The organism is Streptomyces sp. Wb2n-11 (assembly GCF_001049855.1).
GTDB lineage: Bacteria > Actinomycetota > Actinomycetes > Streptomycetales > Streptomycetaceae > Streptomyces > Streptomyces altiplanensis.
The window spans coordinates 2,645,249-2,665,593 of sequence record NZ_CVPB01000001.1 but is presented as its reverse complement, the minus strand read 5'-3'; the positions used below and the strand labels follow the sequence as shown (position 1 = coordinate 2,665,593).

At 72.3% G+C, this 20,345-nt stretch carries 21 protein-coding genes and 2 pseudogenes; 9 read left to right on the top strand and 14 right to left on the bottom strand.

The genetic code is table 11. The features are described 5' to 3' along the window. The first annotated feature begins 79 nt into the window (after positions 1 to 79). Both BN1555_RS11800 and BN1555_RS11795 read left to right on the top strand, forming a co-directional pair. The gene (locus BN1555_RS11800) at positions 80 to 1,141 is read left to right on the top strand and encodes an NAD(P)-dependent alcohol dehydrogenase (RefSeq protein ID WP_093803344.1); all 1,062 of its coding nucleotides are present in this window, start codon (positions 80 to 82) and stop codon (positions 1,139 to 1,141) included. Between the two features lie 120 nt (positions 1,142 to 1,261). After that, positions 1,262 to 1,603: a DUF1330 domain-containing protein gene (locus BN1555_RS11795; protein ID WP_093799350.1), complete on the top strand. Its 342-nt coding sequence runs from the start codon at positions 1,262 to 1,264 to the stop codon at positions 1,601 to 1,603. Between the two features lie 24 nt (positions 1,604 to 1,627). Here the strand turns inward: BN1555_RS11795 and BN1555_RS11790 are convergent, their stop codons facing one another. From BN1555_RS11790 to BN1555_RS11775, 5 genes and pseudogenes are all read right to left on the bottom strand, one after another. Next, on the bottom strand, positions 1,628 to 2,698 hold the full coding sequence (locus BN1555_RS11790) for a DUF4034 domain-containing protein (RefSeq protein WP_093799349.1): 1,071 nt from the start codon (positions 2,696 to 2,698) through the stop codon (positions 1,628 to 1,630). Positions 2,699 to 2,758: 60 nt separating this feature from the next. Further along, positions 2,759 to 3,381, bottom strand: a pseudogene (locus BN1555_RS11785) (GNAT family N-acetyltransferase). Positions 3,382 to 3,544: 163 nt separating this feature from the next. Further along, entirely contained in the window at positions 3,545 to 3,685 is a 141-nt protein-coding gene (locus BN1555_RS38935; RefSeq protein WP_176710025.1) for a hypothetical protein, read from the bottom strand. 202 nt (positions 3,686 to 3,887) lie between these two features. After that, the gene (gene msrA, locus BN1555_RS11780; RefSeq protein ID WP_093799348.1) at positions 3,888 to 4,550 is read right to left on the bottom strand and encodes a peptide-methionine (S)-S-oxide reductase MsrA; all 663 of its coding nucleotides are present in this window, start codon (positions 4,548 to 4,550) and stop codon (positions 3,888 to 3,890) included. 123 nt (positions 4,551 to 4,673) lie between these two features. Continuing rightward, positions 4,674 to 5,780 (bottom strand): hypothetical protein, encoded by a 1,107-nt coding sequence (locus tag BN1555_RS11775; RefSeq protein ID WP_093799347.1) that lies wholly within the window; start codon positions 5,778 to 5,780, stop codon positions 4,674 to 4,676. Positions 5,781 to 5,872: 92 nt separating this feature from the next. Between BN1555_RS11775 and BN1555_RS11770 the strand changes: the two genes are divergently transcribed. Continuing rightward, complete coding sequence (locus tag BN1555_RS11770; RefSeq protein WP_093799346.1) at positions 5,873 to 7,018, top strand: cystathionine gamma-synthase; 1,146 nt, start codon at positions 5,873 to 5,875, stop codon at positions 7,016 to 7,018. An 85-nt stretch (positions 7,019 to 7,103) separates the two neighbouring features. Here the strand turns inward: BN1555_RS11770 and BN1555_RS11765 are convergent, their stop codons facing one another. The 4 genes from BN1555_RS11765 to BN1555_RS11750 are packed head-to-tail and all read right to left on the bottom strand — an operon-like array spanning position 7,104 to position 8,662. After that, positions 7,104 to 7,295, bottom strand: coding sequence for a DUF1059 domain-containing protein (locus BN1555_RS11765; protein ID WP_093799345.1), 192 nt, complete (start codon positions 7,293 to 7,295; stop codon positions 7,104 to 7,106). Between the two features lie 52 nt (positions 7,296 to 7,347). Then, a complete protein-coding gene (locus BN1555_RS11760) occupies positions 7,348 to 7,599 on the bottom strand; it encodes a hypothetical protein (RefSeq protein ID WP_093799344.1) in 252 nt (83 codons plus the stop codon). Beyond that, complete coding sequence (locus BN1555_RS11755) at positions 7,596 to 8,078, bottom strand: sigma factor-like helix-turn-helix DNA-binding protein (protein WP_093799343.1); 483 nt, start codon at positions 8,076 to 8,078, stop codon at positions 7,596 to 7,598. Before BN1555_RS11755 ends, BN1555_RS11760 begins: the two co-directional genes overlap by 4 nt. A 32-nt stretch (positions 8,079 to 8,110) precedes the next feature. Next, the gene (locus BN1555_RS11750; RefSeq protein ID WP_255306005.1) at positions 8,111 to 8,662 is read right to left on the bottom strand and encodes a MarR family winged helix-turn-helix transcriptional regulator; all 552 of its coding nucleotides are present in this window, start codon (positions 8,660 to 8,662) and stop codon (positions 8,111 to 8,113) included. 146 nt (positions 8,663 to 8,808) lie between these two features. Here BN1555_RS11750 and ilvA point away from each other — a divergent pair, with 146 nt between their 5' ends. From ilvA to BN1555_RS11735, 3 genes are all read left to right on the top strand, one after another. Beyond that, positions 8,809 to 10,038: a threonine ammonia-lyase gene (ilvA, locus tag BN1555_RS11745; RefSeq protein WP_093799342.1), complete on the top strand. Its 1,230-nt coding sequence runs from the start codon at positions 8,809 to 8,811 to the stop codon at positions 10,036 to 10,038. A 168-nt stretch (positions 10,039 to 10,206) separates the two neighbouring features. After that, a complete protein-coding gene (locus tag BN1555_RS11740; protein ID WP_093799341.1) occupies positions 10,207 to 11,178 on the top strand; it encodes an ATP-binding cassette domain-containing protein in 972 nt (323 codons plus the stop codon). Then, a complete protein-coding gene (locus BN1555_RS11735) occupies positions 11,175 to 12,029 on the top strand; it encodes an ABC transporter permease (protein ID WP_093799340.1) in 855 nt (284 codons plus the stop codon). The genes BN1555_RS11740 and BN1555_RS11735 overlap by 4 nt, the downstream gene beginning before the upstream one ends. A gap of 81 nt (positions 12,030 to 12,110) precedes the next feature. On the opposite strand, the gene greA is transcribed toward BN1555_RS11735, so the two are convergent. Beyond that, positions 12,111 to 12,608, bottom strand: a complete 498-nt coding sequence (gene greA, locus BN1555_RS11730) for a transcription elongation factor GreA (protein WP_093799339.1) — start codon at positions 12,606 to 12,608, stop codon at positions 12,111 to 12,113. 145 nt (positions 12,609 to 12,753) lie between these two features. Further along, the gene (locus BN1555_RS11725; protein WP_093799338.1) at positions 12,754 to 13,197 is read right to left on the bottom strand and encodes a DUF4307 domain-containing protein; all 444 of its coding nucleotides are present in this window, start codon (positions 13,195 to 13,197) and stop codon (positions 12,754 to 12,756) included. A gap of 97 nt (positions 13,198 to 13,294) precedes the next feature. On the opposite strand from BN1555_RS11725, the gene mca reads away from it, so the two are divergent. Together mca and BN1555_RS40275 are read left to right on the top strand one after the other, a co-directional pair. Further along, complete coding sequence (gene mca, locus BN1555_RS11720) at positions 13,295 to 14,176, top strand: mycothiol conjugate amidase Mca (protein WP_093799337.1); 882 nt, start codon at positions 13,295 to 13,297, stop codon at positions 14,174 to 14,176. Next, positions 14,169 to 14,471, top strand: coding sequence for a hypothetical protein (locus BN1555_RS40275; protein ID WP_255306004.1), 303 nt, complete (start codon positions 14,169 to 14,171; stop codon positions 14,469 to 14,471). Before mca ends, BN1555_RS40275 begins: the two co-directional genes overlap by 8 nt. A 112-nt stretch (positions 14,472 to 14,583) precedes the next feature. Here BN1555_RS40275 and BN1555_RS40270 read toward each other — a convergent pair. Then, positions 14,584 to 14,929: pseudogene (locus BN1555_RS40270) on the bottom strand (hypothetical protein); the annotation flags it as partial. 411 nt (positions 14,930 to 15,340) lie between these two features. On the opposite strand from BN1555_RS40270, the gene BN1555_RS11705 reads away from it, so the two are divergent. Beyond that, positions 15,341 to 17,362 (top strand): thioredoxin domain-containing protein, encoded by a 2,022-nt coding sequence (locus BN1555_RS11705; protein ID WP_093799336.1) that lies wholly within the window; start codon positions 15,341 to 15,343, stop codon positions 17,360 to 17,362. Between the two features lie 383 nt (positions 17,363 to 17,745). Here BN1555_RS11705 and BN1555_RS11700 read toward each other — a convergent pair whose 3' ends face one another. Then, on the bottom strand, positions 17,746 to 18,942 hold the full coding sequence (locus tag BN1555_RS11700; protein WP_255306003.1) for a glycosyltransferase family 2 protein: 1,197 nt from the start codon (positions 18,940 to 18,942) through the stop codon (positions 17,746 to 17,748). Then, entirely contained in the window at positions 18,939 to 20,192 is a 1,254-nt protein-coding gene (locus tag BN1555_RS11695) for a glycosyltransferase (protein WP_093799335.1), read from the bottom strand. The genes BN1555_RS11700 and BN1555_RS11695 overlap by 4 nt, the downstream gene beginning before the upstream one ends. Positions 20,193 to 20,345: the final 153 nt, after the last annotated feature.

The following is a 20,345-nucleotide window of genomic DNA, read 5'->3' as shown; positions in this document are numbered from 1 at the left end:
CCCGCCAGTGGTACGCACAGCGGACGTACGCTCAACAGGGGGCTGGGTGGACGCCCGCGGTTCCCGCAGGCTGGCCGCCATGAGCACTTCTGTTCCCCCCGCCACCTCTGTTGCCGCATACGCCGCCCCCTCCGCCGGCGCCCCGCTGGAGAAGACCTCCGTACCGCGCCGCCCGGTCGGCGAGCACGACGTACTGATCGAGATCAAGTACGCGGGCATCTGCCACTCCGACATCCACCAGGCACGCGACGGCTGGGGCAAGGGCATCTACCCGATGGTCCCCGGCCACGAGATCGCCGGCATCGTCACCGAGGTCGGCCCCGGCGTCAGCAAGTACGCGGTCGGCGACCGGGTGGGCGTCGGCTGCCTCGTCGACTCCTGCCGGGAGTGCGAGGCCTGCCGCGCGGGCCAGGAGCAGCACTGTGCCAAGGGCTCGACCGGTACGTACAACGCCCTCGACAAGAACGGCGAGCCGACCTACGGCGGCTACTCCACCCACCTCGTCGTCGACGAGAACTACGCCGTCCGCATCCCCGAGGGCCTCTCGCTGGACGTCGCCGCCCCGCTGCTGTGCGCCGGCATCACCCTCTACTCGCCGCTCAACCACTGGCAGGCGGGCCCCGGCAAGAAGGTCGCGATCCTCGGTCTGGGCGGCCTCGGCCACATGGGCGTCAAGATCGCCGACGCGCTGGGCGCCGAGGTGACCGTGCTGAGCCAGACCCTCCGCAAGAAGGAGGACGGGCTGAAGCTCGGCGCCGACCACTTCTACGCGACCAGCGACCCGAAGACCTTCGAGGAGCTGGCCGGCTCCTTCGACCTGATCGTCTCGACGGTCTCCGCGCCGCTCGACATGGACGCCTACCTGGGCCTGCTCAAGGTGGGCGGGGCGTTCGTGAACGTCGGCGCCCCCGAAGAGCCCAACGCGCTCAACATGTTCTCGCTGATCGGCGGCAACAAGATCCTGGCCGGCTCGATGATCGGCGGCATCCCCGAGACGCAGGAGATGCTCGACTTCTGCGCGCGGCACGGGCTGGGCGCGGAGATCGAGCTGATCGGCGCGGACCGGATCAACGAGGCGTACGAGCGGGTGCTCGCGAGCGACGTCCGCTACCGCTTCGTGATCGACGCGGCGACGATCTGACGCCGGGCGCCGGGCGCGCGTCGCGCTGTCCCGCATTACCCAGGAGGTAATCGACTGCCGCCGGGCCCCCCGCGAGGATGTGACGCACCAGCTCGTCGCATCCCCCGGGGAGGAAACACCATGAGCGCCTACGCCGTCGGTCACCTGCACGCCGCCGCCCAGCACGAGGACACCTTCGTGTACATGGAGCGGATCCAGGCCACCCTCGACCCCTTCGGGGGCCGCTTCCTCGTCCACGGGACCGAGGTGGAGGTCCGCGAGGGGGAGTGGCCCGGCTACCTGGTCGTCATAGGCTTCCCGGACATCCACCAGGCGCGTGCCTGGTACGACTCCGACGCCTACCAGGAGATCGTGCCGCTGCGTACGCGGTACATCACCGCGGACATCGTCCTGGTGGACGGCGTGGCCCCCGGCTACGACGCGGCGGGCACGGCGGCGAGGATGCGGCAGCAGGCGGGGTGACGCGGCGCCGCCCCCGCCCGCCCGCTAAGGGCGGCCCGACCCCAGCGCGGCGAGGCCGCGGGCGTGGTCGAAGGCCGGCACGGGATCGTCGGCGTCGGTCCACGGGGCGGCTCCGCACCAGCCGCCGATCAGCCGGAACTGGGCCAGGGCCTCGGTGTAACGCCCGGTCTTCACCAGCGTGGCGGCGAGCAGATGACGTATCGGGGGCAGCCGGTGGTCGTCGGGCACCGCCTGCGCCAGGTCGGCGGCGACCCGGGCCAGCATCGGCCTGGTGGCCCAGGTGCGGTACGCCTGCCCGCCTTCCTGGCGCACGGCCTCGTGCACGGCGTGCAGGTAGATCCCGGAGAGCAGGGAGCCGGCCGGCGCGGACTCCGCCGCCTCCTTGGCGAACTTGAACATCAGCTTGTGCGAGCCGTACCACTTCTGGCACCAGTACTGGAGTGCCTGCCAGTGGGCGTCGTAATGCCGCGGCGCCCGGGCCACGACCTCGCCCCACAGCTGCCGGAACTCGTCGTGCGGGAGCCCGAGTCCGCGCGCGGCGGCGACCATCGTGATCCACGGCGAGGGGTCGCGCGGGGCCAGCGCGGCCGCCTCCCGTGCGGCGTGCATCGCGGTCGGCAGCAGCTCGGCGAAGAGCGCCATCCGGTCGTCCGGGGTCTCCCCGGCGTACTCCACGCCACGCGCCTCCCAGGCGCGCAGGAGAAGGGCGTGGGCGTGCACGACGACGGCGTCCGCGTCCCGGGGCCGTTCGGCGCGCCAGGTCCGCAGCCACCGCTCGTCCTCGACGGCGACGTCCGCGAAGACCTCGACGAGCCGCCAGCGCGTCTCCCAGTCCCGCTCGTCCGTGGCCGCGGCCAGCAGGCCGGAGGCGGGCTCCCAGTCGCCCCGGCAGGCGGCGTCGACGGAGAGGCGCAGCGCGGGTTCGTCGCGGGGCGGGCCGGGGCGCCGGGTGTCGAGCCGGTCGCGGGGGACGAGGCCGTGGGCGGCGGCGTCGAAGTGCTTGGCCCGCTGGTTGCGGAGGGCGAGGCGGGTGACGTGGACGAGGGCCCAGGCGAGAACCGCCAGGCCGACGACGGTGATGAGATTCGTGTACACGGAACGTCATCATCCCTGGTCAGGATCACGACAAGCGCACGGGCAGGCAAAATACGGGCCTCAGTCCGCCGGGCGGCCGGTCCCGCCGCGGTCGCTCCACCGGCTCCGCTCCAGGGCGTACTCGACCTCCCCGTGCTCGCAGCCGTCGATGCTGTCGGGCCACTCCCCGTACCACCGGCGTACGAGAAGACGAGCCCCGCCTTCTCCATCACGCGCCGCGAGCGGGAGCTGACGTACACGGTGTCCGCGGTGACCTTCTGCACGCCGAACTCGGTGAACCCCTTGCGGATCAGGGCGCGGGCTCCTTCGGTGGCGTAACCACACCTCCAGGCGGGCCGGCCCAGCCGGTACCCGAGCTCGACGACATCGGCGCAGTCGTCCGCCAGCGGCCGGAACCCGAACCAGCCGAGGAACGCGCCCGTCGCCTTCTCCTCGGCGGCCCAGACCCCACGGGTCCCGGTGCACGGGCAGTCGCGGGTCAGCTGCGGAAGCACCCGCTCGACGACGTGTGCGCGGGAGGTGGGGCGTCCGCCGTTGATGAAGCGCATGACGTCGGGGCCGCTGTCGAGCCGGACCAGTCGCTCGATGTCGCTGTCGTCCTCACCGAACGGCCGCAGCACGAGCCGTTCGGTCTCCAGGAAGGCAGGCGTTCCCCGATGCCCGCGCCTGCCGCCGGCGGCCACCAGCGGATAAACGGGGCGCACGTGAACGACGACGGGTTCGAGCGGCCGGGGGGCAGGTCCGCGAGCGCAGCGGCAGCGCCGGAACGCCCGGCCCGGCCGGCCCTCCGCGGTGCGCGCGAACCGGCCGTCGGCGCCCGGACCGGACGGCCGCCCGCAGGGCCCCTCAGTGCTCCAGGAAGCGAGGCTCCGGCCACGTGGTGACCGGCTCGCCGGACGCCGAGTAGATCTCCAGGAGCGAGAGGTAACCGTCCTCGGTGAACACCATGGCCCCGGCGTCGTCCGGTACGGCGTACCAGACGTCCACAGCCGGATTCCCGTGCGCCGGGGCCGCCGGGACGGCCGCGCGGTCCACCGTCAGGCCGAGCGTCGCGCAACCGCAACCGCAACCGCAACCGCAACCGGCCCGTCACGCGGGTGTGCGGGATCCGGGCCCGCAGGGCGCCGCTCACCGGACCGGGGCCGGCGAGCGGCGCGTCCAGCGTCGCCGCCGTGTCCGGCGGGAGGGCTCAGCCATCGGCCTTCGCGACGCCGACCGGACAGGAGACGCCCATGCCGCCGATGCCGCAGTAGCCCGCCGGGTTCTTGTCGAGGTACTGCTGGTGGTACGGCTCGGCCGGCCAGAACGGGCGGGTGTCGGCCGGGAGGATCTCCGTGGTGATCGTGGAGTGGCCCGAGGCCGTCAGTACCTTCTGGTACGCCTCGCGGGACGCCTCCGCCGCCGCGGCCTGGGCGGGGGAGTGGGTGTAGATCGCCGAGCGGTACTGCGTGCCCACGTCGTTGCCCTGGCGGAAGCCCTGGGTCGGGTCGTGGTTCTCCCAGAAGACCTTCAGCAGCTGCTCGTACGGGACGACGGAGGGGTCGAAGACCACCCGCACCGCCTCCGTGTGGCCGGTCAGGCCCGAGCAGGCCTCCTCGTACGCCGGGTTCTCGGTGTAGCCGCCCTGGTAGCCGACGAGCGTCGTCCAGACACCCTCGGTCTGCCAGAACGTGCGCTCCGCGCCCCAGAAGCAGCCCATGCCGAAGTCGGCGGTCTCCAGACCGTCCGGGTATGGGCCCACGAGCGGATTGCCGAGGACCGTGTGGCGGGAGGGCACCTCGAACTCGGGGGTCGGGCGGCCCTTCAGGGCCTGCTCGGGGGTGGGGAGCTGGGGGGTACGGCCGAACAGCATGACGCGGTCTCCTTCACGGGGCACGGGCACGGGCGCGGGGCGCGGGCACGGGGGCGGGGCGGCACCGGGATCAACGTTCCGGCGCCGCCCGGAATTCCGTGTCAGCCGCCCGGCGCCGGGGCGTCAGCGGGGCAGCGTCGCCGGGCTGCCGCCGTTCGCCTCGTACCCGGCGACCGCCAGCGCCCGGTACACCGCGTAGTCCGCCGCCGGGTCGGGGCTGTGCGTCCAGGGCAGGGCGCCGACGTGCCCGTCCACGTGCCGCAGCTGGTTCATCGCCTCGGACCAGCGTTCGGCGCGTACGAGGAAGAAGACCAGCAGGTGGCGCACGTGCGCCAGCATCGGGTCGTCGGGGCGGGCGGCGTGCACCGCGTAGAGCGCGCCCTCCATCGCCTTCGACACGACCGCGCTCTGGTAGAAGCCGTTCACGAGATTGACCTCGGGCAGGTGCTCGTACACCGCGAACAGGGGCAGCGCCGCGAGCAGCGACCCCTGCGGGGCGCGGGCGGCGGCCGCGGTGGCGAAGGCGTCGGCGGCCCCGCGCGAGCCGTGCCACTTCTCGCTGCGGTAGCTCAGCGCGGCGAGGTGCGCGCCCATGTGGTCCGGCGCGCGGTCCAGGACCTTCGCCCACAGCTGGTCGAATTCGGGCTCGGAGTAGGCCAGTCCGCGCGCGACGGCCAGTTCGGTGAGGTACGGGACGGGGTCGCCCGGTGCGAGCAGCGCCGCCTCGCCGCACACCGTACGGGCCTCCTCCAGGATGATCCGGAAGTCGTCCGTGCCGGGCGTCGAGGTGCGCCACGCCTGCTGCACCAGGAACTCGGCGTGCACCTGCGCGCCGCCCGCGTCCTTCGGCGACTCGGCCCGCCAGGCCCGCAGCCAGCGCCCGCCCTCGCCCGGGTGCTGCGCCAGTTCCAGCGACGCGGCCCCGGCGAACGCCTGCACGCGCTGCCAGCGGACCTCGCCCTCCTTCGGCGTTCCGGCCAGGAGCTGCGCGGCGGCCCGCCAGTCCTGGGAGCGCTGCACCACTTCCAGTACGTCCTCCAGGTCCTGGTCCGGGCCCGGCATGCGGACGTCGAGCAGTTCCTGGCGTACGAAGCCGTAGTCGGCCGGGTCGGCGGCGTCGGGGGAGCCGGGCGGGACGAGGCGGATGCCGCCGCCGCGCCTGCGCAGCACGACGGGGCCGATGACCGCCGCCAGCATGCACAGGGCGATCAGGAACCAGAGAATCTCCATGGCTCCATTGTCCCGGACGCCGGCGGGACAGAACCGGGACGGGGCCCGGAGGGAACCGGGATGCGGGCGCCGACGAACTACCCTCGTTTCCCATGAGCGACCAGCACAGTTTCGAGACCCTCGCGATCCACGCCGGCAACACCGCGGACCCCCTCACGGGCGCGGTCGTCCCGCCGATCTACCAGGTGTCCACGTACAAGCAGGACGGCGTGGGCGGACTGCGCGGCGGCTACGAGTACAGCCGCAGCGCCAACCCGACCCGCACCGCCCTGGAAGAGAACCTCGCGGCGCTCGAGGGCGGCAGCCTCGGGCTGGCCTTCGCGTCGGGCCTGGCGGCGGAGGACTGCCTGCTGCGGACCCTGCTGAGCCCCGGCGACCACGTGGTCATCCCGAACGACGCGTACGGCGGCACCTTCCGGCTCTTCGCCAAGGTCGTCTCCCGGTGGGGCGTGACCTTCTCGGTCGCGAACAGCTCCGACCCCGCGGCGGTACGGGCCGCCCTCACCCCGAAGACCAAGGTCATCTGGGTCGAGACGCCCTCGAACCCGCTCCTGGGCATCAGCGACATCGAGGCGCTCGCGGGCGTCGCGCGCGCGGCCGGCGTGCGCCTCGTCGTCGACAACACCTTCGCGAGCCCCTACCTCCAGCAGCCGCTCGCGCTCGGCGCGGATGTCGTCGTGCACTCGACGACGAAGTACATGGGCGGGCACTCGGACGTCGTCGGCGGCGCGCTGATCGTGGACGACGCGGCGCTGGGCGAGGAGCTGACGTACCACCAGAACGCGATGGGCGCGGTCGCCGGGCCGTTCGACGCGTGGCTCGTGCTGCGCGGCATCAAGACGCTGGCGGTGCGGATGGACCGGCACAGCGAGAACGCCACGCGCGTCGCGGACATGCTGTCCCGCCACCCCCGGGTCAGCCAGGTCCTGTACCCGGGGCTGCCGGAGCACCCGGGCCACGAGACCGCGGCCAAGCAGATGAAGGCGTTCGGCGGCATGGTGTCGTTCCGCGTCGACGGCGGCGAGGAGGCGGCGGTCGAGGTCTGCAACCGCGCGAAGCTCTTCACACTGGGCGAGTCGCTGGGCGGCGTCGAGTCGCTGATCGAGCACCCGGGCCGGATGACGCACGCGTCGGCGGCGGGGTCCGCGCTGGAGGTTCCGGCGGACCTGGTACGGCTGTCGGTGGGCATCGAATCGGGCGACGACCTGCTGGCCGACCTGAAGCAGATGCTGGGCTGAGCCGCCCCGGACGCCCGCGGCGCCCGCCCGCTCCCGCTCCGGGAAGAGAGGCGGGCAGGGCGGGCGCCGCGGGGGCGGTGGTGGTTCAGATGCCGGGCTGCTCGTCCTCCAGGGACTCCCGGACCATCCGGCGCAGTTCCGGGGTGTCCTGGTGTTCGTGGACGGACACCGCGTGTTCGGCGGCGGCCCGTACGACTTCCTCTTCCTCACCGGCGATTCTGAGTGTGCAGTTCATGACGCTGGGTGTCTTCCGGCAGTCGGCGACCTTTCTGGCCACGGTGACCTCCTCGGCTCGTTCCGCGCGGTTCTCTCCAGCGTAGATCCGGGGCTCACCAGTCCTCCAGCGGCGGTGCGACCTCCGACGGCGGTGCCGTCCAGGGCTGTTCCAGCGCCGCCCACACCGTGAACGCCGCCACCGCCAGCGCCACCAGCACCCACAGCAGTCGCCGGACGAGCACCCGCCGGCGCAGCAGCCGGGCCCCGCGCTCGGCGGCGCGCCGGCCCAGGTCCGCCGGGACCGGTGGGTGCGCGCCCTCCAGCATCCGCCGCACCTCGTCCTGCTTGCGGTCGGGGAAGCTCACGGCGCCGCCGCCTTCGGTGCCGGCCCGGCCGGGGCGGGCGGCCGGCTGCGCATCGCCGCCACCGCGCGCGTGCAGATCGCCCGGACCCGCTCCGGGGGGAGGCCGATCTGCGCCGCGGCCTGCTCCTCGGCGACGCCCTCGTACAGGCGCAGGACCAGGACCAGCCGCTCCCGCGGGGTCAGCCGCTCCAGGACCCCGCCCCCGGTGCGGGACCTGCGGTGGTGCCAGGCGGTGCGCGCGAAACGGGCCGTGAGTTCCTGGCGGGTGCGCTCGTACGGGTCCTCGCCGCGCAGCCGTTGCCAGTCCGCGTACGTACGGGAGAGCGCGGCCGTCAGCAGCCGCCGGGCGCGCGGGTTGTCGTCCGCGGGCTCGGCCGTCAGCAGCGTCGCGGCATGCAGCAGCCGTCCTGCCGCGCCCGCGACGAACGCCTCGAACTCACGGGCCCCGCGGCGATGCCGGACCGCCTGCCGCTCTCGCACGCCCTCATATCAGGGCAGGGGCAGGCCCGGGGTCAAGAGGCCGGAGGCACCTCGGACCCGGTCTCGGGTCCGGCCTCGATGCCGCTCCCGGGGACGGCTTCCGCCCCCGCCGCGCTCTGGCGCGCGGACAGCGCGGAGTTGAAGCGCGTGAGAAGCGTGCAGAAGGAGTCGCGCTCCTCCTGGCTCCAGCCCTCGGTCACCTGTGCCATCAGTTCGCGCCGCGACGAGCGCACCTCGTCGAGCCGCGCCTGGCCGCGCGGTGACAGCTGGAGCACGACCGCCCGGCCGTCCTCCGGGTGCGACGTGCGCTTGACCAGGCCCGTGTCGACGAGCGGCGCGACCTGCCTGGTCACGGTCGAGGAGTCGATCCCCATGCCCGCGGCCAGCGCCTTGACGCCCATCGGCCCTTCCTGGTCGAGCCGGTTGAGCAGCAGGTAGGCCGCGCGGTCCATGGAGTTGCGGACCTGGCCCACTCCGCCGAGCCTGGTCTGCTCGGCGCGGCGGGCGAAGACGGCCACCTGGTGCTGGAGGGCATCGAGGAGGCCGGTGTCCGGATCAGTCGTCATGTCCTGGGAAGTGGGCATGGCTGGGGGCTCTCTTCGTGCGGTGGTCGGTGTGGTGGGGGACAGAGTACGCGGGTGGCGGCGCACGCGTACCGGCGCTGCGGGAAACGGTGGCGGGCCCCGGGCCCGGACCGTCCCGCGACGGGTGAGCTGCAAGACTTGCCGTCATGAGCTTCAGCACGCCCGACCCCTTGCGCACCCTCCTCCTCGACGACATCCGCGGGGCGCAGAAGATGCTCTCCGGCGTGACGCGGGCCACGGCGATGGAGGGCAGCCGGTACCTGTCGCACCTGGTCGGCTCCCCGGTCCACCTGAAGTGCGAGAACCTCCAGCGGACCGGTTCGTTCAAGCTGCGCGGCGCGTACGTGCGGATCGCCGGGCTGTCCCCGGAGCAGCGCGCGGCGGGAGTGGTCGCCGCCAGCGCGGGCAACCACGCGCAGGGCGTCGCCCTCGCCTCCTCCCTCCTCGGTGTACGGTCCACGGTCTTCATGCCGGTCGGGGCGCCCCTGCCGAAGGTCGCGGCGACCCGCGACTACGGCGCCGACGTGCGGCTGCACGGCCAGGTGGTCGACGAGACGCTGGCCGCCGCGCAGGACTACGCCGACGAGACGGGCGCGGTCTTCATCCACCCCTTCGACCACCCCGACATCGTCGCCGGGCAGGGCACGCTGGGCCTGGAGATCCTGGAGCAGTGCCCCGAGGTGCGGACGATCGTCGTCGGTGTGGGCGGCGGCGGGCTGGCCGCGGGCATCGCGATCGCGGTCAAGGCGCTGCGCCCGGACGTGCGGATCATCGGCGTGCAGGCGCAGAACGCGGCGTGCTACCCGCCGTCGCTGGCGGCCGGGCGGCCGGTGTCGGTCGAGACGGCGCAGACGATGGCGGACGGCATCAAGGTGGGGCGGCCCGGCGACGTGCCGTTCGCGGTCATCAGCCAACTGCTGGACGGCCTGGTCACGGTCTCCGAGGACGAGCTGTCGAGCGCGCTGCTGCTGTGCCTGGAGCGGGCCAAGATGGTCGTCGAGCCGGCCGGGGCGAGTCCGGTCGCGGCGCTGCTGAGCAAGCCGGAGACGTTCGAGGGGCCGGTGGTCGCGGTGCTGTCGGGCGGCAACGTCGATCCGCTGGTGATGCAGCGCATCCTGCGGCACGGCATGGCGGCGGCGGGCCGGTACCTGTCGCTGCGACTGCGTCTGACGGACCGGCCGGGGGCCCTGGCCACGCTCCTGGGGGCGCTGTCGGTGGTGGACGTCAACGTCCTGGACGTGGGGCACGTACGGACCGATCCGCGGCTCGGGCTCACGGAGGCCGAGGTGGAGCTGCACCTGGAGACGAAGGGCCCCGAGCACTGCGCGGAGGTCGGGGCGGTGCTGCGGGAGGCGGGGTACACGGTTCTGCCGTAGGGCCGTAGGGCCGTAGGGCCGTACGAGGCGTAAGGGCTGTGCGAAACCCCTCCCCCGACGCGATGTATCGCGTTATGGTGTGCCGTGCGTCACTGTCCCGTCGCGCGGGAAAAGTGCGCCGAACCTAGGATTCGCGCAGGAAACACCCAAGACCATGGGGGAACCCTTATGCCAGGCGCCATCTACGCCGAAGGCCTGGTGAAGACCTTCGGCGACGTAAAGGCCCTCGACGGTGTCGACCTCGACGTGCCGGAAGGCACGGTCCTGGGCCTCCTCGGCCCCAACGGCGCCGGCAAGACCACCGCCGTACGCGTCCTGACCACCCTGCTCCGGCCCGACAGCGGCACGGCGGTCGTCGCGGGCATCGACGTCCTCAAGCACCCCAACGCAGTGCGCCGCTCCATCGGACTGTCCGGCCAGTTCGCCGCCGTCGACGAATACCTCACCGGGCGCGAGAACCTCCAGATGGTCGGCAGGCTCTACCAGATGTCCGCGAGGGACGCGAAGGCCCGCGCGGTCGAGCTGCTGGAGCGCTTCCACCTCGCCGACGCCGCCGACCGCACGGCCAAGACCTACTCCGGCGGCATGCGCCGCCGCCTCGACCTCGCGGCCGCGCTGGTCGTCTCCCCGCCCGTGATGTTCATGGACGAGCCGACCACCGGACTCGACCCGCGCAACCGCCAGCAGCTGTGGGAGGTCATCCAGGAACTGGTCGCGGGCGGTACGACACTGCTGCTCACCACCCAGTACCTGGAGGAGGCCGACCACCTGGCCCACGACATCTGCGTCATCGACCGCGGCCGGGTCATCGAGCGCGGCACCTCCGACCAGCTCAAGGCCCGAACGGGCGGAGAGCGCATCGAGGTCGTCGTGCACGACCCCGGGTACCTCGCCACCGCCGACGAGGTACTGCGCACCTTCGGCAAGGGGACGAGCAAGACCGAGCGCCACACCCGCAGGATCACCGTCCCCGTCACCGGCGGCGCCAAGCTGCTCGCCGAGGTCATCCGCGAGCTGGACGTCCGCGGGGTCGAGATCGACGACATCGGGCTGCGCAGGCCCACCCTCGACGACGTCTTCATCTCGCTCACCGGTCACGCGGCCGAGGTCGCGGAGGAAGAAGCGGAGGCCGCCAAGTGAGCGCCGTAACGGACACCGCACCCGGCACCCGGGCCCCGCAGCCGCGCGGCGGCCTCTCCCAGTCGGTCACCGACTCGCTCGTCATCGCCAAGCGGAACCTGATCCGGATGGCGCGGATCCCGGAAATGGTCATCTTCGGGCTGATCCAGCCCGTGATGTTCGTCGTGCTGTTCAGCTACGTCTTCGGCGGCTCCATGAGCATCGGCGGCAGCCTCGACCCCGCCAGGTACCGCGAGTTCCTGATGGCGGGCATCTTCGCCCAGACCGTCACCTTCGCCACGGCCGGCGCGGGCGCGGGCATCGCCGACGACATGCACAAGGGCCTCGTCGACCGCTTCCGCTCCCTGCCCATGGCGCGCGGCGCGGTCCTCACCGGCCGCACCCTCGCCGACCTCGTGCAGACGGCGCTGACGGTCGTGGTCCTCGCCGTCGTCGGCCTGCTGGTGGGCTGGCGTGTCCACGAGGGCATCCCCAAGGCGCTCGGCGCGTTCGCCCTGCTGCTCCTCCTGGGGTACGCGTTCTCCTGGATCGGCGCGCTGATCGGCCTCTCGGTCCGTACCCCGGAAGCGGCCACCTCGGGCGGCCTGATCTGGCTCTTCCCCGTCACGTTCGTCTCGAACGCGTTCGTGGACCCGACGATGATGGCCTCCTGGATCCGCCCGGTCGCCGAGTGGAACCCCTTCAGCGCCACGGTGCAGGCCTGCCGCGAGCTCTTCGGCAACCCGGGCGTCGTCCAGTCCGATGCCTGGCCCATGCAGCACCCGGTCTGGGCCTCGCTGATCTGGTCCGTCCTGATCATCGTGGTGTTCAGGACGCTGGCGGTACGCAAGTACCGCTCGGCGGCGGTCTGACGGGCGGCGGTACGCACGGGAGGGCCCCCGGCCGTGAAGCGGCCGGGGGCCCTCCCGTGTCTGTCCGGCTGTCTGTCCGGCTCAGCCCCGGTACGGCGTGGCTTCGAGGATCTTCACCGAAGCCTTCTTGCCGTTCGGCAGCTCGTACTGCGCGTCCTCGCCGACCTTCTTGCCCATCACGCCGGTGCCCAGGGGGGACTGCGGCGAGTAGGTCTCGATGTCGGAGCTCGCGTACTCGCGGGACGCGAGCAGGAACGTCATCGTGTCGTCCTCGTCGCCGTCGAAGGCGATCTTGACGACCATGCCGGGGGCCACGACACCGCTGGCCGCGGGGGCCTCGCCGACCTTCGCGTTCTCCAGGAGCTGGGTCAGCTGGCGCACACGGAGCTCCTGCTTGCCCTGCTCCTCCTTGGCCGCGTGGTACCCGCCGTTCTCCCGCAGGTCCCCCTCCTCGCGGGCAGCCGCGATCTTGCCGGCGATCTCCGTGCGTGCGGGACCCGACAGGTACTCCAGCTCGGCCTTGAGCTGGTCGTACGCCTCCTGGGTCAGCCAGGTGACGCTTTCGCTGGTCTGGGTCACAGGTGCTCCTCGTCGGTACTGGGAATACAAAGCAAGCATCGCCCTACCCAGAAGGATGTGCCTCCACGGGCGGGCGAAACCACGAGCCTAACAATTCAGGCGGAAAAGAGGGAGGAAGAAACGGCCGGACGCGCGTCGGGGCAGGTCAGCCCGAGGAACCACCGTCTGCGACGCAGCCTGTCAGCTCGGTGCTCGTCGCCCTGGACGTCGTACGCACCGTGTAGATCTCGTCGGTGCGCCCGGCGCCCGACGCGTCGATGCGGACGTCCCTGCGACCCACTTCGGTGCCGTCCTCCGCGAGGGAGCGCAGCGTGCAGGTGCCGGCCGCGTCCGCCTTCTTGCGCACTTCGAGATGGACCTTGACCTCGGAGTCCGAGACGGTGTCGAACTTGATCATCTCGGCGCTGATCCTCTGGCCCGCGACGTAGTCGTAGCCGAACCAGCCGACCATCGCCACGAGCGCGGCGCCCAGCACGGCGCCCACGATCTTGAGCTTGCGGTCCGCGTGCTCGTCCGCCGAGCGGCCGTAACGGCCTTCGGGAAGCCGGGCGGCGGAACCGCTGACCTCACCGTCGCGCACCGTGGCCATGATCGTTCCTCCTGGGTCGGGGACTCCGGAATTTTCCGCCCCTCGATTCGGTCACTATAGAAGCCGCTTATCGCGCCGAATCACTGAGGATCGAGTCTTGACTGAGCAGCTGCGACTGATGGCCGTTCACGCCCACCCCGACGACGAGTCGAGCAAGGGTGCGGCGACCATGGCCAAGTATGTGTCCGAGGGGGTGGACGTGCTGGTCGTGACCTGCACGGGAGGCGAGCGCGGCTCCATCCTCAATCCGAAGCTCCAGGGCGACAAGTACATCGAGGAGAACATCCACGAGGTCCGCAGGAAGGAGATGGACGAGGCCCGTGAGATCCTCGGCGTCCGCCAGGAGTGGCTGGGCTTCGTCGACTCCGGCCTCCCGGAGGGCGACCCGCTGCCGCCGCTGCCGCAGGGCTGCTTCGCGCTGGAGGACGTCGACGCGGCGGCGGGCCGGCTGGTGAGGTCGATCCGCTCGTTCCGTCCGCAGGTCATCACGACGTACGACGAGAACGGCGGCTACCCGCACCCCGACCACATCATGACCCACAAGATCACGATGGTGGCGTTCGAGGGGGCCGCGGACACCGAGAAGTTCCCGGAGGCGGAGTTCGGCCCGGCCCACCAGCCGCAGAAGCTCTACTACAACCAGGGCTTCAACCGGCCGCGCACCGTCGCGCTCCACGAGGCGCTGATCGAGCGCGGCATGGAGTCGCCGTACGGTGACTGGCTGGAGCGCTGGAAGGAGTTCCAGCGCGCCGAGCGCACGCTGACCACGTTCGTTCCGTGCGCGGAGTTCTTCGAGATCCGCGACAAGGCACTGATCGCGCACGCCACGCAGATCGACCCCGACGGCGGCTGGTTCCGCGTCCCGATGGACATCCAGCGGGAGGTCTGGCCGACGGAGGAGTACGAGCTCGCCAAGTCGCTCGTCGATACGTCCCTCCCCGAGAGCGACCTGTTTGCGGGCATCCGCGACAATGTCTGATGTGAACGTAACCCTGGCAATGACGCAGTTCGTGCCGCTGGCCGCGGACAAGTTCGACAAGAACAAGGTGACCCCGGGTGTTCTGGGGTTCCTGGTGTTCGCGGCGCTGGCCGTCGGTGTGTGGATGCTGATGAAGTCGATGAACCGCCACATGGGCAGGGTCGACTTCGAGGAGGCGCCGGATCCGGCGGCGGAGCGGGAGAAGGTTTCCGCCCAGGCCCCGGCCCCCTCCGCGCCGGCCCAGGCCCCGGCCCCGGAGGACGGCCCCGCGGGGGACCGGCCCAAGGACGCGTAGGGCGGGGGAGACCCTGCGGGCCCTGCCCTCAGGCGCCGGGCGGGCTGGATTTTCCAGCCCGCCCGGCGCCTGCGGACCTGGGCCCGGGGCACGACCCCGGTCCCGGAAGGACTCAGCCCCGCGCCCCGTCCACCGGCACCCCCATCACCTCGCGCGCGTGCCGGTTCGGCACCATGCCCAGGCGCCACGCCTGCCGGCCCCCCCGCCAGGTCCACACCCCGCTCCAGCACCAGCCCGTACGCCTCCGCGCAGTCCTCCAGCCTGCCGTCGCGCGACGGATGCCCCGCCCGGACCGGCTGGGAGAGCTCCTCCTGGGCCACCGCCGTGCCGACCTCCGAGCCGCCCGGCGATCCGAACGGCAGCAGCGTGCAGCGCAGGAAGCGCGCCCAGTCCGCACCGCGACGGTCGGCGTACGACACGAAGAGGCGGATCGCCCCGTCGCACAGCTCCAGCGCCTGGGCGGGCCGGTTGTGCGTACCGAGCGAAAGGTCCGCGCCGAAGGCGGCGACGGCGGCGACTGCCGTGATCAGTGCCGGAGTCGAAAGATCCGTACTGCCGAACCGCTCCGCCGGCGACTGCCGCCCGGCCTGCGCCTTGACGTACACGGCGTACTCCTCGCCCGCGCCGGCCGCCATCGAATCCAGCGCGGCCAGCCCGCGCGCCAGCAGCGCCTGGCCGTCGACGCGGCCGCCCGACCGCCGCGCCTGTTCCTCGACGGCCCGCACCAACAGCCGCTCGGCCTCGGCCCGGTGGCTCTCCCGCATGTGCGTCCCCCGCCGAGAGCAACGATTGCGCGTCAAGCGTCCTGCCCGGCGCGCGCCAGCGCGAGAGATCAGGGGGATCAGGCGGGGGTCATGCAGGATGGAGGTATGCCGAACCGACTGGCGCACGAGACGTCCCCCTACCTCCTCCAGCACGCAGACAACCCGGTCGACTGGTGGCCGTGGTCGCCCGAGGCCTTCGAGGAGGCGCGAAGGCGGGAAGTTCCGGTGCTGCTCAGCGTGGGGTACAGCAGTTGTCACTGGTGCCATGTCATGGCGCATGAATCCTTCGAGGATGAGCCGACCGCCGCCTACCTCAACGAGCACTTCGTCAACGTCAAGGTCGACCGTGAGGAGCGGCCGGATGTGGACGCCGTGTACATGGAGGCCGTGCAGGCCGCCACCGGGCAGGGCGGGTGGCCCATGACCGTCTTCCTGACCGCCGACGCCGAGCCCTTCTACTTCGGCACGTACTTCCCGCCCGAGCCCCGCCACGGCATGCCCTCCTTCCGACAGGTGCTGGAGGGCGTCAGCGCCGCCTGGACCGGTCGGCGGGAAGAGGTCGACGAGGTCGCCGGGAAGATCGTGCGGGACCTGAGCGGGCGCTCGCTCGCGTACGGGGCGCCCGAGCTGCCCGGGGAGGAGGAGCTCGCGCAGGCGCTGCTCGCGCTGACGCGCGACTACGACGCCACGCACGCCGGATTCGGCGGGGCGCCGAAGTTCCCGCCGTCCATGGTGCTGGAGTTCCTGCTGCGGCATCACGCGCGTACCGGGTCCGAGGGGGCCCTCCAGATGGCCGCCGACACCTGCGAGGCGATGGCGCGCGGCGGGATGTACGACCAGCTCGCCGGCGGCTTCGCCCGCTATTCGGTCGACCGCGAATGGGTCGTGCCGCACTTCGAGAAGATGCTGTACGACAACGCGCTGCTGTGCCGGGTCTACGCCCATCTGTGGCGGGCCACCGGATCGGACCTGGCGCGGCGGGTGGCGTTGGAGACCGCGGACTTCCTGGTGAGTGAACTCCGTACGCAGGAAGGCGGATTCGCGTCCGCGCTGGATGCGGACAGCGACGACGGCACGGGCAGGCACGTCGAGGGCGCGTACTACGTATGGACGCCGGAGCAGTTGCGTGAGGTGCTCGGGGAGCAGGACGCGCAGTTCGCCGCGCGGCTCTTCGGGGTGACGGAGGAGGGGACGTTCGAGGAGGGGGCGTCGGTGCTCCGGCTTCCCGTGGGGGAGGAGGCGGCCGACGCGGCGCGGGTGGCCGATGTCCGGGCGCGGCTGCTCGCGGCGCGCGGGAAGCGGGAGCGGCCCGGGCGGGACGACAAGATCGTGGCCGCGTGGAACGGGCTCGCGATCGCCGCGCTGGCCGAGACCGGGGCGTACTTCGACCGGCCGGACCTGATCGAGCGGGCGACCGAGGCCGCCGATCTGCTGGTGCGGGTGCACATGGACGAGGGGGCCCGGCTGGCCCGTACGTCCAAGGACGGGCGCGTGGGCCCGAACGCCGGTGTGCTGGAGGACTACGCGGACGTGGCGGAGGGGTTCCTCGCGCTGGCGGCGGTGTCGGGCGAGGGGGTGTGGCTGGAGTTCTCCGGGTTCCTGCTGGACATCGTCCTCGACCAGTTCGTGGGGGAGGGCGGGACGCTGTACGACACGGCTCACGACGCGGAGAAGCTGATCCGGCGCCCGCAGGACCCGACGGACAACGCGACGCCTTCCGGGTGGACGGCCGCGGCGGGCGCGCTGCTGGCGTACGCCGCGCACACGGGGTCCGAGGCGCACCGCAGCGCCGCGGAGCGGGCGCTCGGCGTCGTGAAGACGCTCGGGCCGCGTGCGCCGCGGTTCATCGGGTGGGGCCTCGCGGTGGCCGAGGCGGCGCTGGACGGGCCGCGCGAGGTGGCGGTGGTGGGCGCGGGCGACGACCCGCTGACGAAGGAACTGCACCGGGTCGCGCTGCTGAGCGGGGCACCGGGGGCGGTGGTGGCGGCGGGTGAAGTGGGCAGCGACGAGTTCCCGCTGCTGGCGGACCGGGGGCCCGGCGCGTATGTGTGCCGGCACTTCGTGTGCGATGCGCCGACCTCGGATCCGGGGGAGCTGCGGGAGCGGATGGGCGAGGCTTCCCGCTAGCCCGCCGCCGGTGCCTTGCCGCGCGGAGCTTCCCCCTGCCCCTTCCCGCTGTGACAGCGTGCGGTTCCGCCCCGGGCCCAGGTCCTCGGACGCCGGATGGGCCCGGAAGCGGCCGGGGTGAGCTCGCCCGAGCCGGGGTTTGCCCGGCTCGGGCCGCCGCGCTCCGAGAGGCCGGCGCAGTGAAATCCGGCCCGTCCGGTGGTGGGGGGCATGCCCGGAGGGCGTCCGGGGTCTGGGGCCGCTCCCGTCCTGCGGGGTCTGGAGGCCGCTCCCGTTCTGCGAGGTCTGGGAGGTCTGGGAGCTGTTCCGTCCTCCGGGGTCGGGGAGTCGCTCCGGTCCTGGAAGGGGCGGGCAGGGGAAAGCCCCGCCCGCCCCGCCGCGCGTCAGCCGCCCGCCGGGTCCGGGAGCGGGGTCTCGGCCGGGACCGGGACCGGGGCCGGGGCCCGGCGGGTCCGTGTCCGGCGGTAGAGCCAGCGGTCCACCAGCAGGAAGCGGCCCGCGAAGACCACCGCCATGCTGATCGCCGTGGCGGGGACGGGCGCGAGGCCGCCCCAGGCGATGATCAGCGCCGCCAGCGGCAGGCGGGCGACGAGGTCGGCGTTTCCCACTGCCGCGAACGTGAGCAGCCGCACCGACCTGCGCCGGTGGCTCCGCCGCAGGCGGTAGAGCAGCGAGTCCACCAGGACGAAGTTCCAGAGGAGGCCCGCCTGGTTGGCGATGATCTCGGCCGGGGCGTAGTGCAGGCCGCCCGGCCCGTCGAGCAGCCACAGCAGAGCCAGGTTCGGTACGAACCCGGACAGGCCGATCAGGCCGAAGACCGCGGCCCGCGCCCGCGGATCCGCGGTGCGCAGCGTCACCAGGTGGCGCAGGAAGCGCAGGCCCTCCCGCACCGTCGACTTGGACTCGCCCGCGTGCCGCTCCCCGAAGGCGTACGGCACTTCGGCGATCCGGCGCGGGCGGCACCGTACCGCCAGTTCGAGGAGGATCTTGTAGCCGAGGGGCTGGAGGCCGGCCTCCCCGGTGGCGGCCCGGTCCACCGCCTCCCGGCGGATCGCGAAGAAGCCGCTCATCGGGTCCGTCAGACCGCGCAGCGCCTGCGGGAAGAGGGACTTGGTGAGGGCGGTCGACGCGCCGGACACCAGCACCCGGTAGCCGTCCGCGAGTCCGGCCCGGCTGCCGCCCGCCACGTACCGGCTGGCGACGACCAGTTCCGCGCCGGCCGACGCGCCCCGTGCGACCAGCTCCGGCACGAGCTCCGGCGGGTGCTGGAGGTCGGCGTCGATGACGACGATCCAGGGGGCGGTGGAGCGGGCGATGCCCTCGACGACCGCCCCGCCGAGGCCGCCCGTCGCCACGGCCCGGTGGTGCAGGACGACGGGCAGCGGGCTGGACCGGGCGGCGTCCTCGACGACCTGGCAGGTGTGGTCCGTCGAGTCGTCGGCGAAGATCACCTCGGCGGTGAGGCCGGCCGTGGTGACGGCCGCACCGATCCTGCGCAGCAGTTCCCGGATGTTGCCGGCCTCGTTGAAGGTGGGTACGACGACGGACAGGTCGAACGGCTGGGCAGGGTCCCCCGTCACCGCGCCTCCCGCTGGGGTTCCAGGTGTGCGCCGATGTGCGAGGTCAGTTCCCAGTCCCTGCGTCCGGTGTACTCGCGCCAGACGGCGCGTACCGCGGCCGCGGCGAGCACGACGGCGTACACCGGGCCGCCGACCGTCAGTTTCACGTACTGCCACGGGCCGATCCGGAAGCCGTACTCGCGCCCGAAGTCGTGCAGCGCGACGGCTTCGAAGACCGCCATCGCGGCCATCGGGACCATCGGCAACCACGCGATGAGCGCGACGGGCAGGGACACGCCGCCGAGCCAGGCCAGCAGCAGGCCCAGCGGGATCATGACGCCGGTGGCGGCCTGGAGGAAGGGCGTGGAGAGGGTGTAGCGGGCGAGGAGGCGCTGGCGCCGGCCCGGGAGGCGCCGCCATTCGCCCTTCCTGAGGACTTGCAGGAAGCCCTGGTTCCAGCGGGTGCGCTGCTTGTAGAGCGCGAGGAGCGTGTCGGGTGTCTCCTCGCGGGTGACGAGCGCGGCGTGGTAGGCGACGACGACCCTGGCGCCGCGTGAGGACAGCCGTACGCCCAGGTCGCAGTCCTCGGCGAGGCAGTCGCCGTCCCAGCCGCCGGTCTCGCGCAGCAGCGCCGCCCGGACGAAGACGGTGTTGCCGCCGAGCGGGATGAAGCCCTTGCGGGCGTGCAGGTGCAGCCGGCTGCGGAACCAGAAGAAGTACTCCAGGCAGTTGCGCAGGCTGTACCAGCTGGTGTCGAAGTTGACGAGCTGTACGCCGCCCTGCACCACGTCCGCGTCGTCGCGGCGGAAGGCGAAGTCGACGTGGCTGAGCAGCTCGGGGTGGACGATGTCCTCCGCGTCGAAGACGCCGACGACCTCGCCCCTGGCGTACGGCAGCGCGGTGTTGAGGGCGCGCGGTTTGTTCTTGGCCTCGTGGTGGTCCACGACGGTCTGGACCATGTGCGGGTGTTCGGCGGCGAGCTGGTGCGCGATGGCCGCGGTGCCGGGGTCGTCGTGGCCGACGATCAGCACGATCTCGAAGCCGGGGTGGTCGATCTTCAGCATCTGTTCGACGGTGTGCCGCAGCACGGCTTCCTCGTGCCGGGCCGGGACGAGCAGCGAGAAGGACACCCCGTGGTGTCCGTCGGGTTCGGCGAAGGCCGTGGATTCCAGTGTCTCCGGCGTACGCCAGGCGTGGACCATCCACCAGAGTGTGACGCCGGCGGTGGCCATGAGTACGAACGAGTCCAGCAAAAGGACGGCGGAGACCATGAATTCCCCCCTAGGACTTCCTCAGGTCTTCCTCGGTCTTCTGTTTTCTCTCTCCGGCCGGGAAGCTAGCAGGTCATTGTTTTGTGCGGCAACGACGCACGGGCGGTGCGGCGCCACCACAACCGGAATCTAAGATTCTTCTTATGCGGCGTG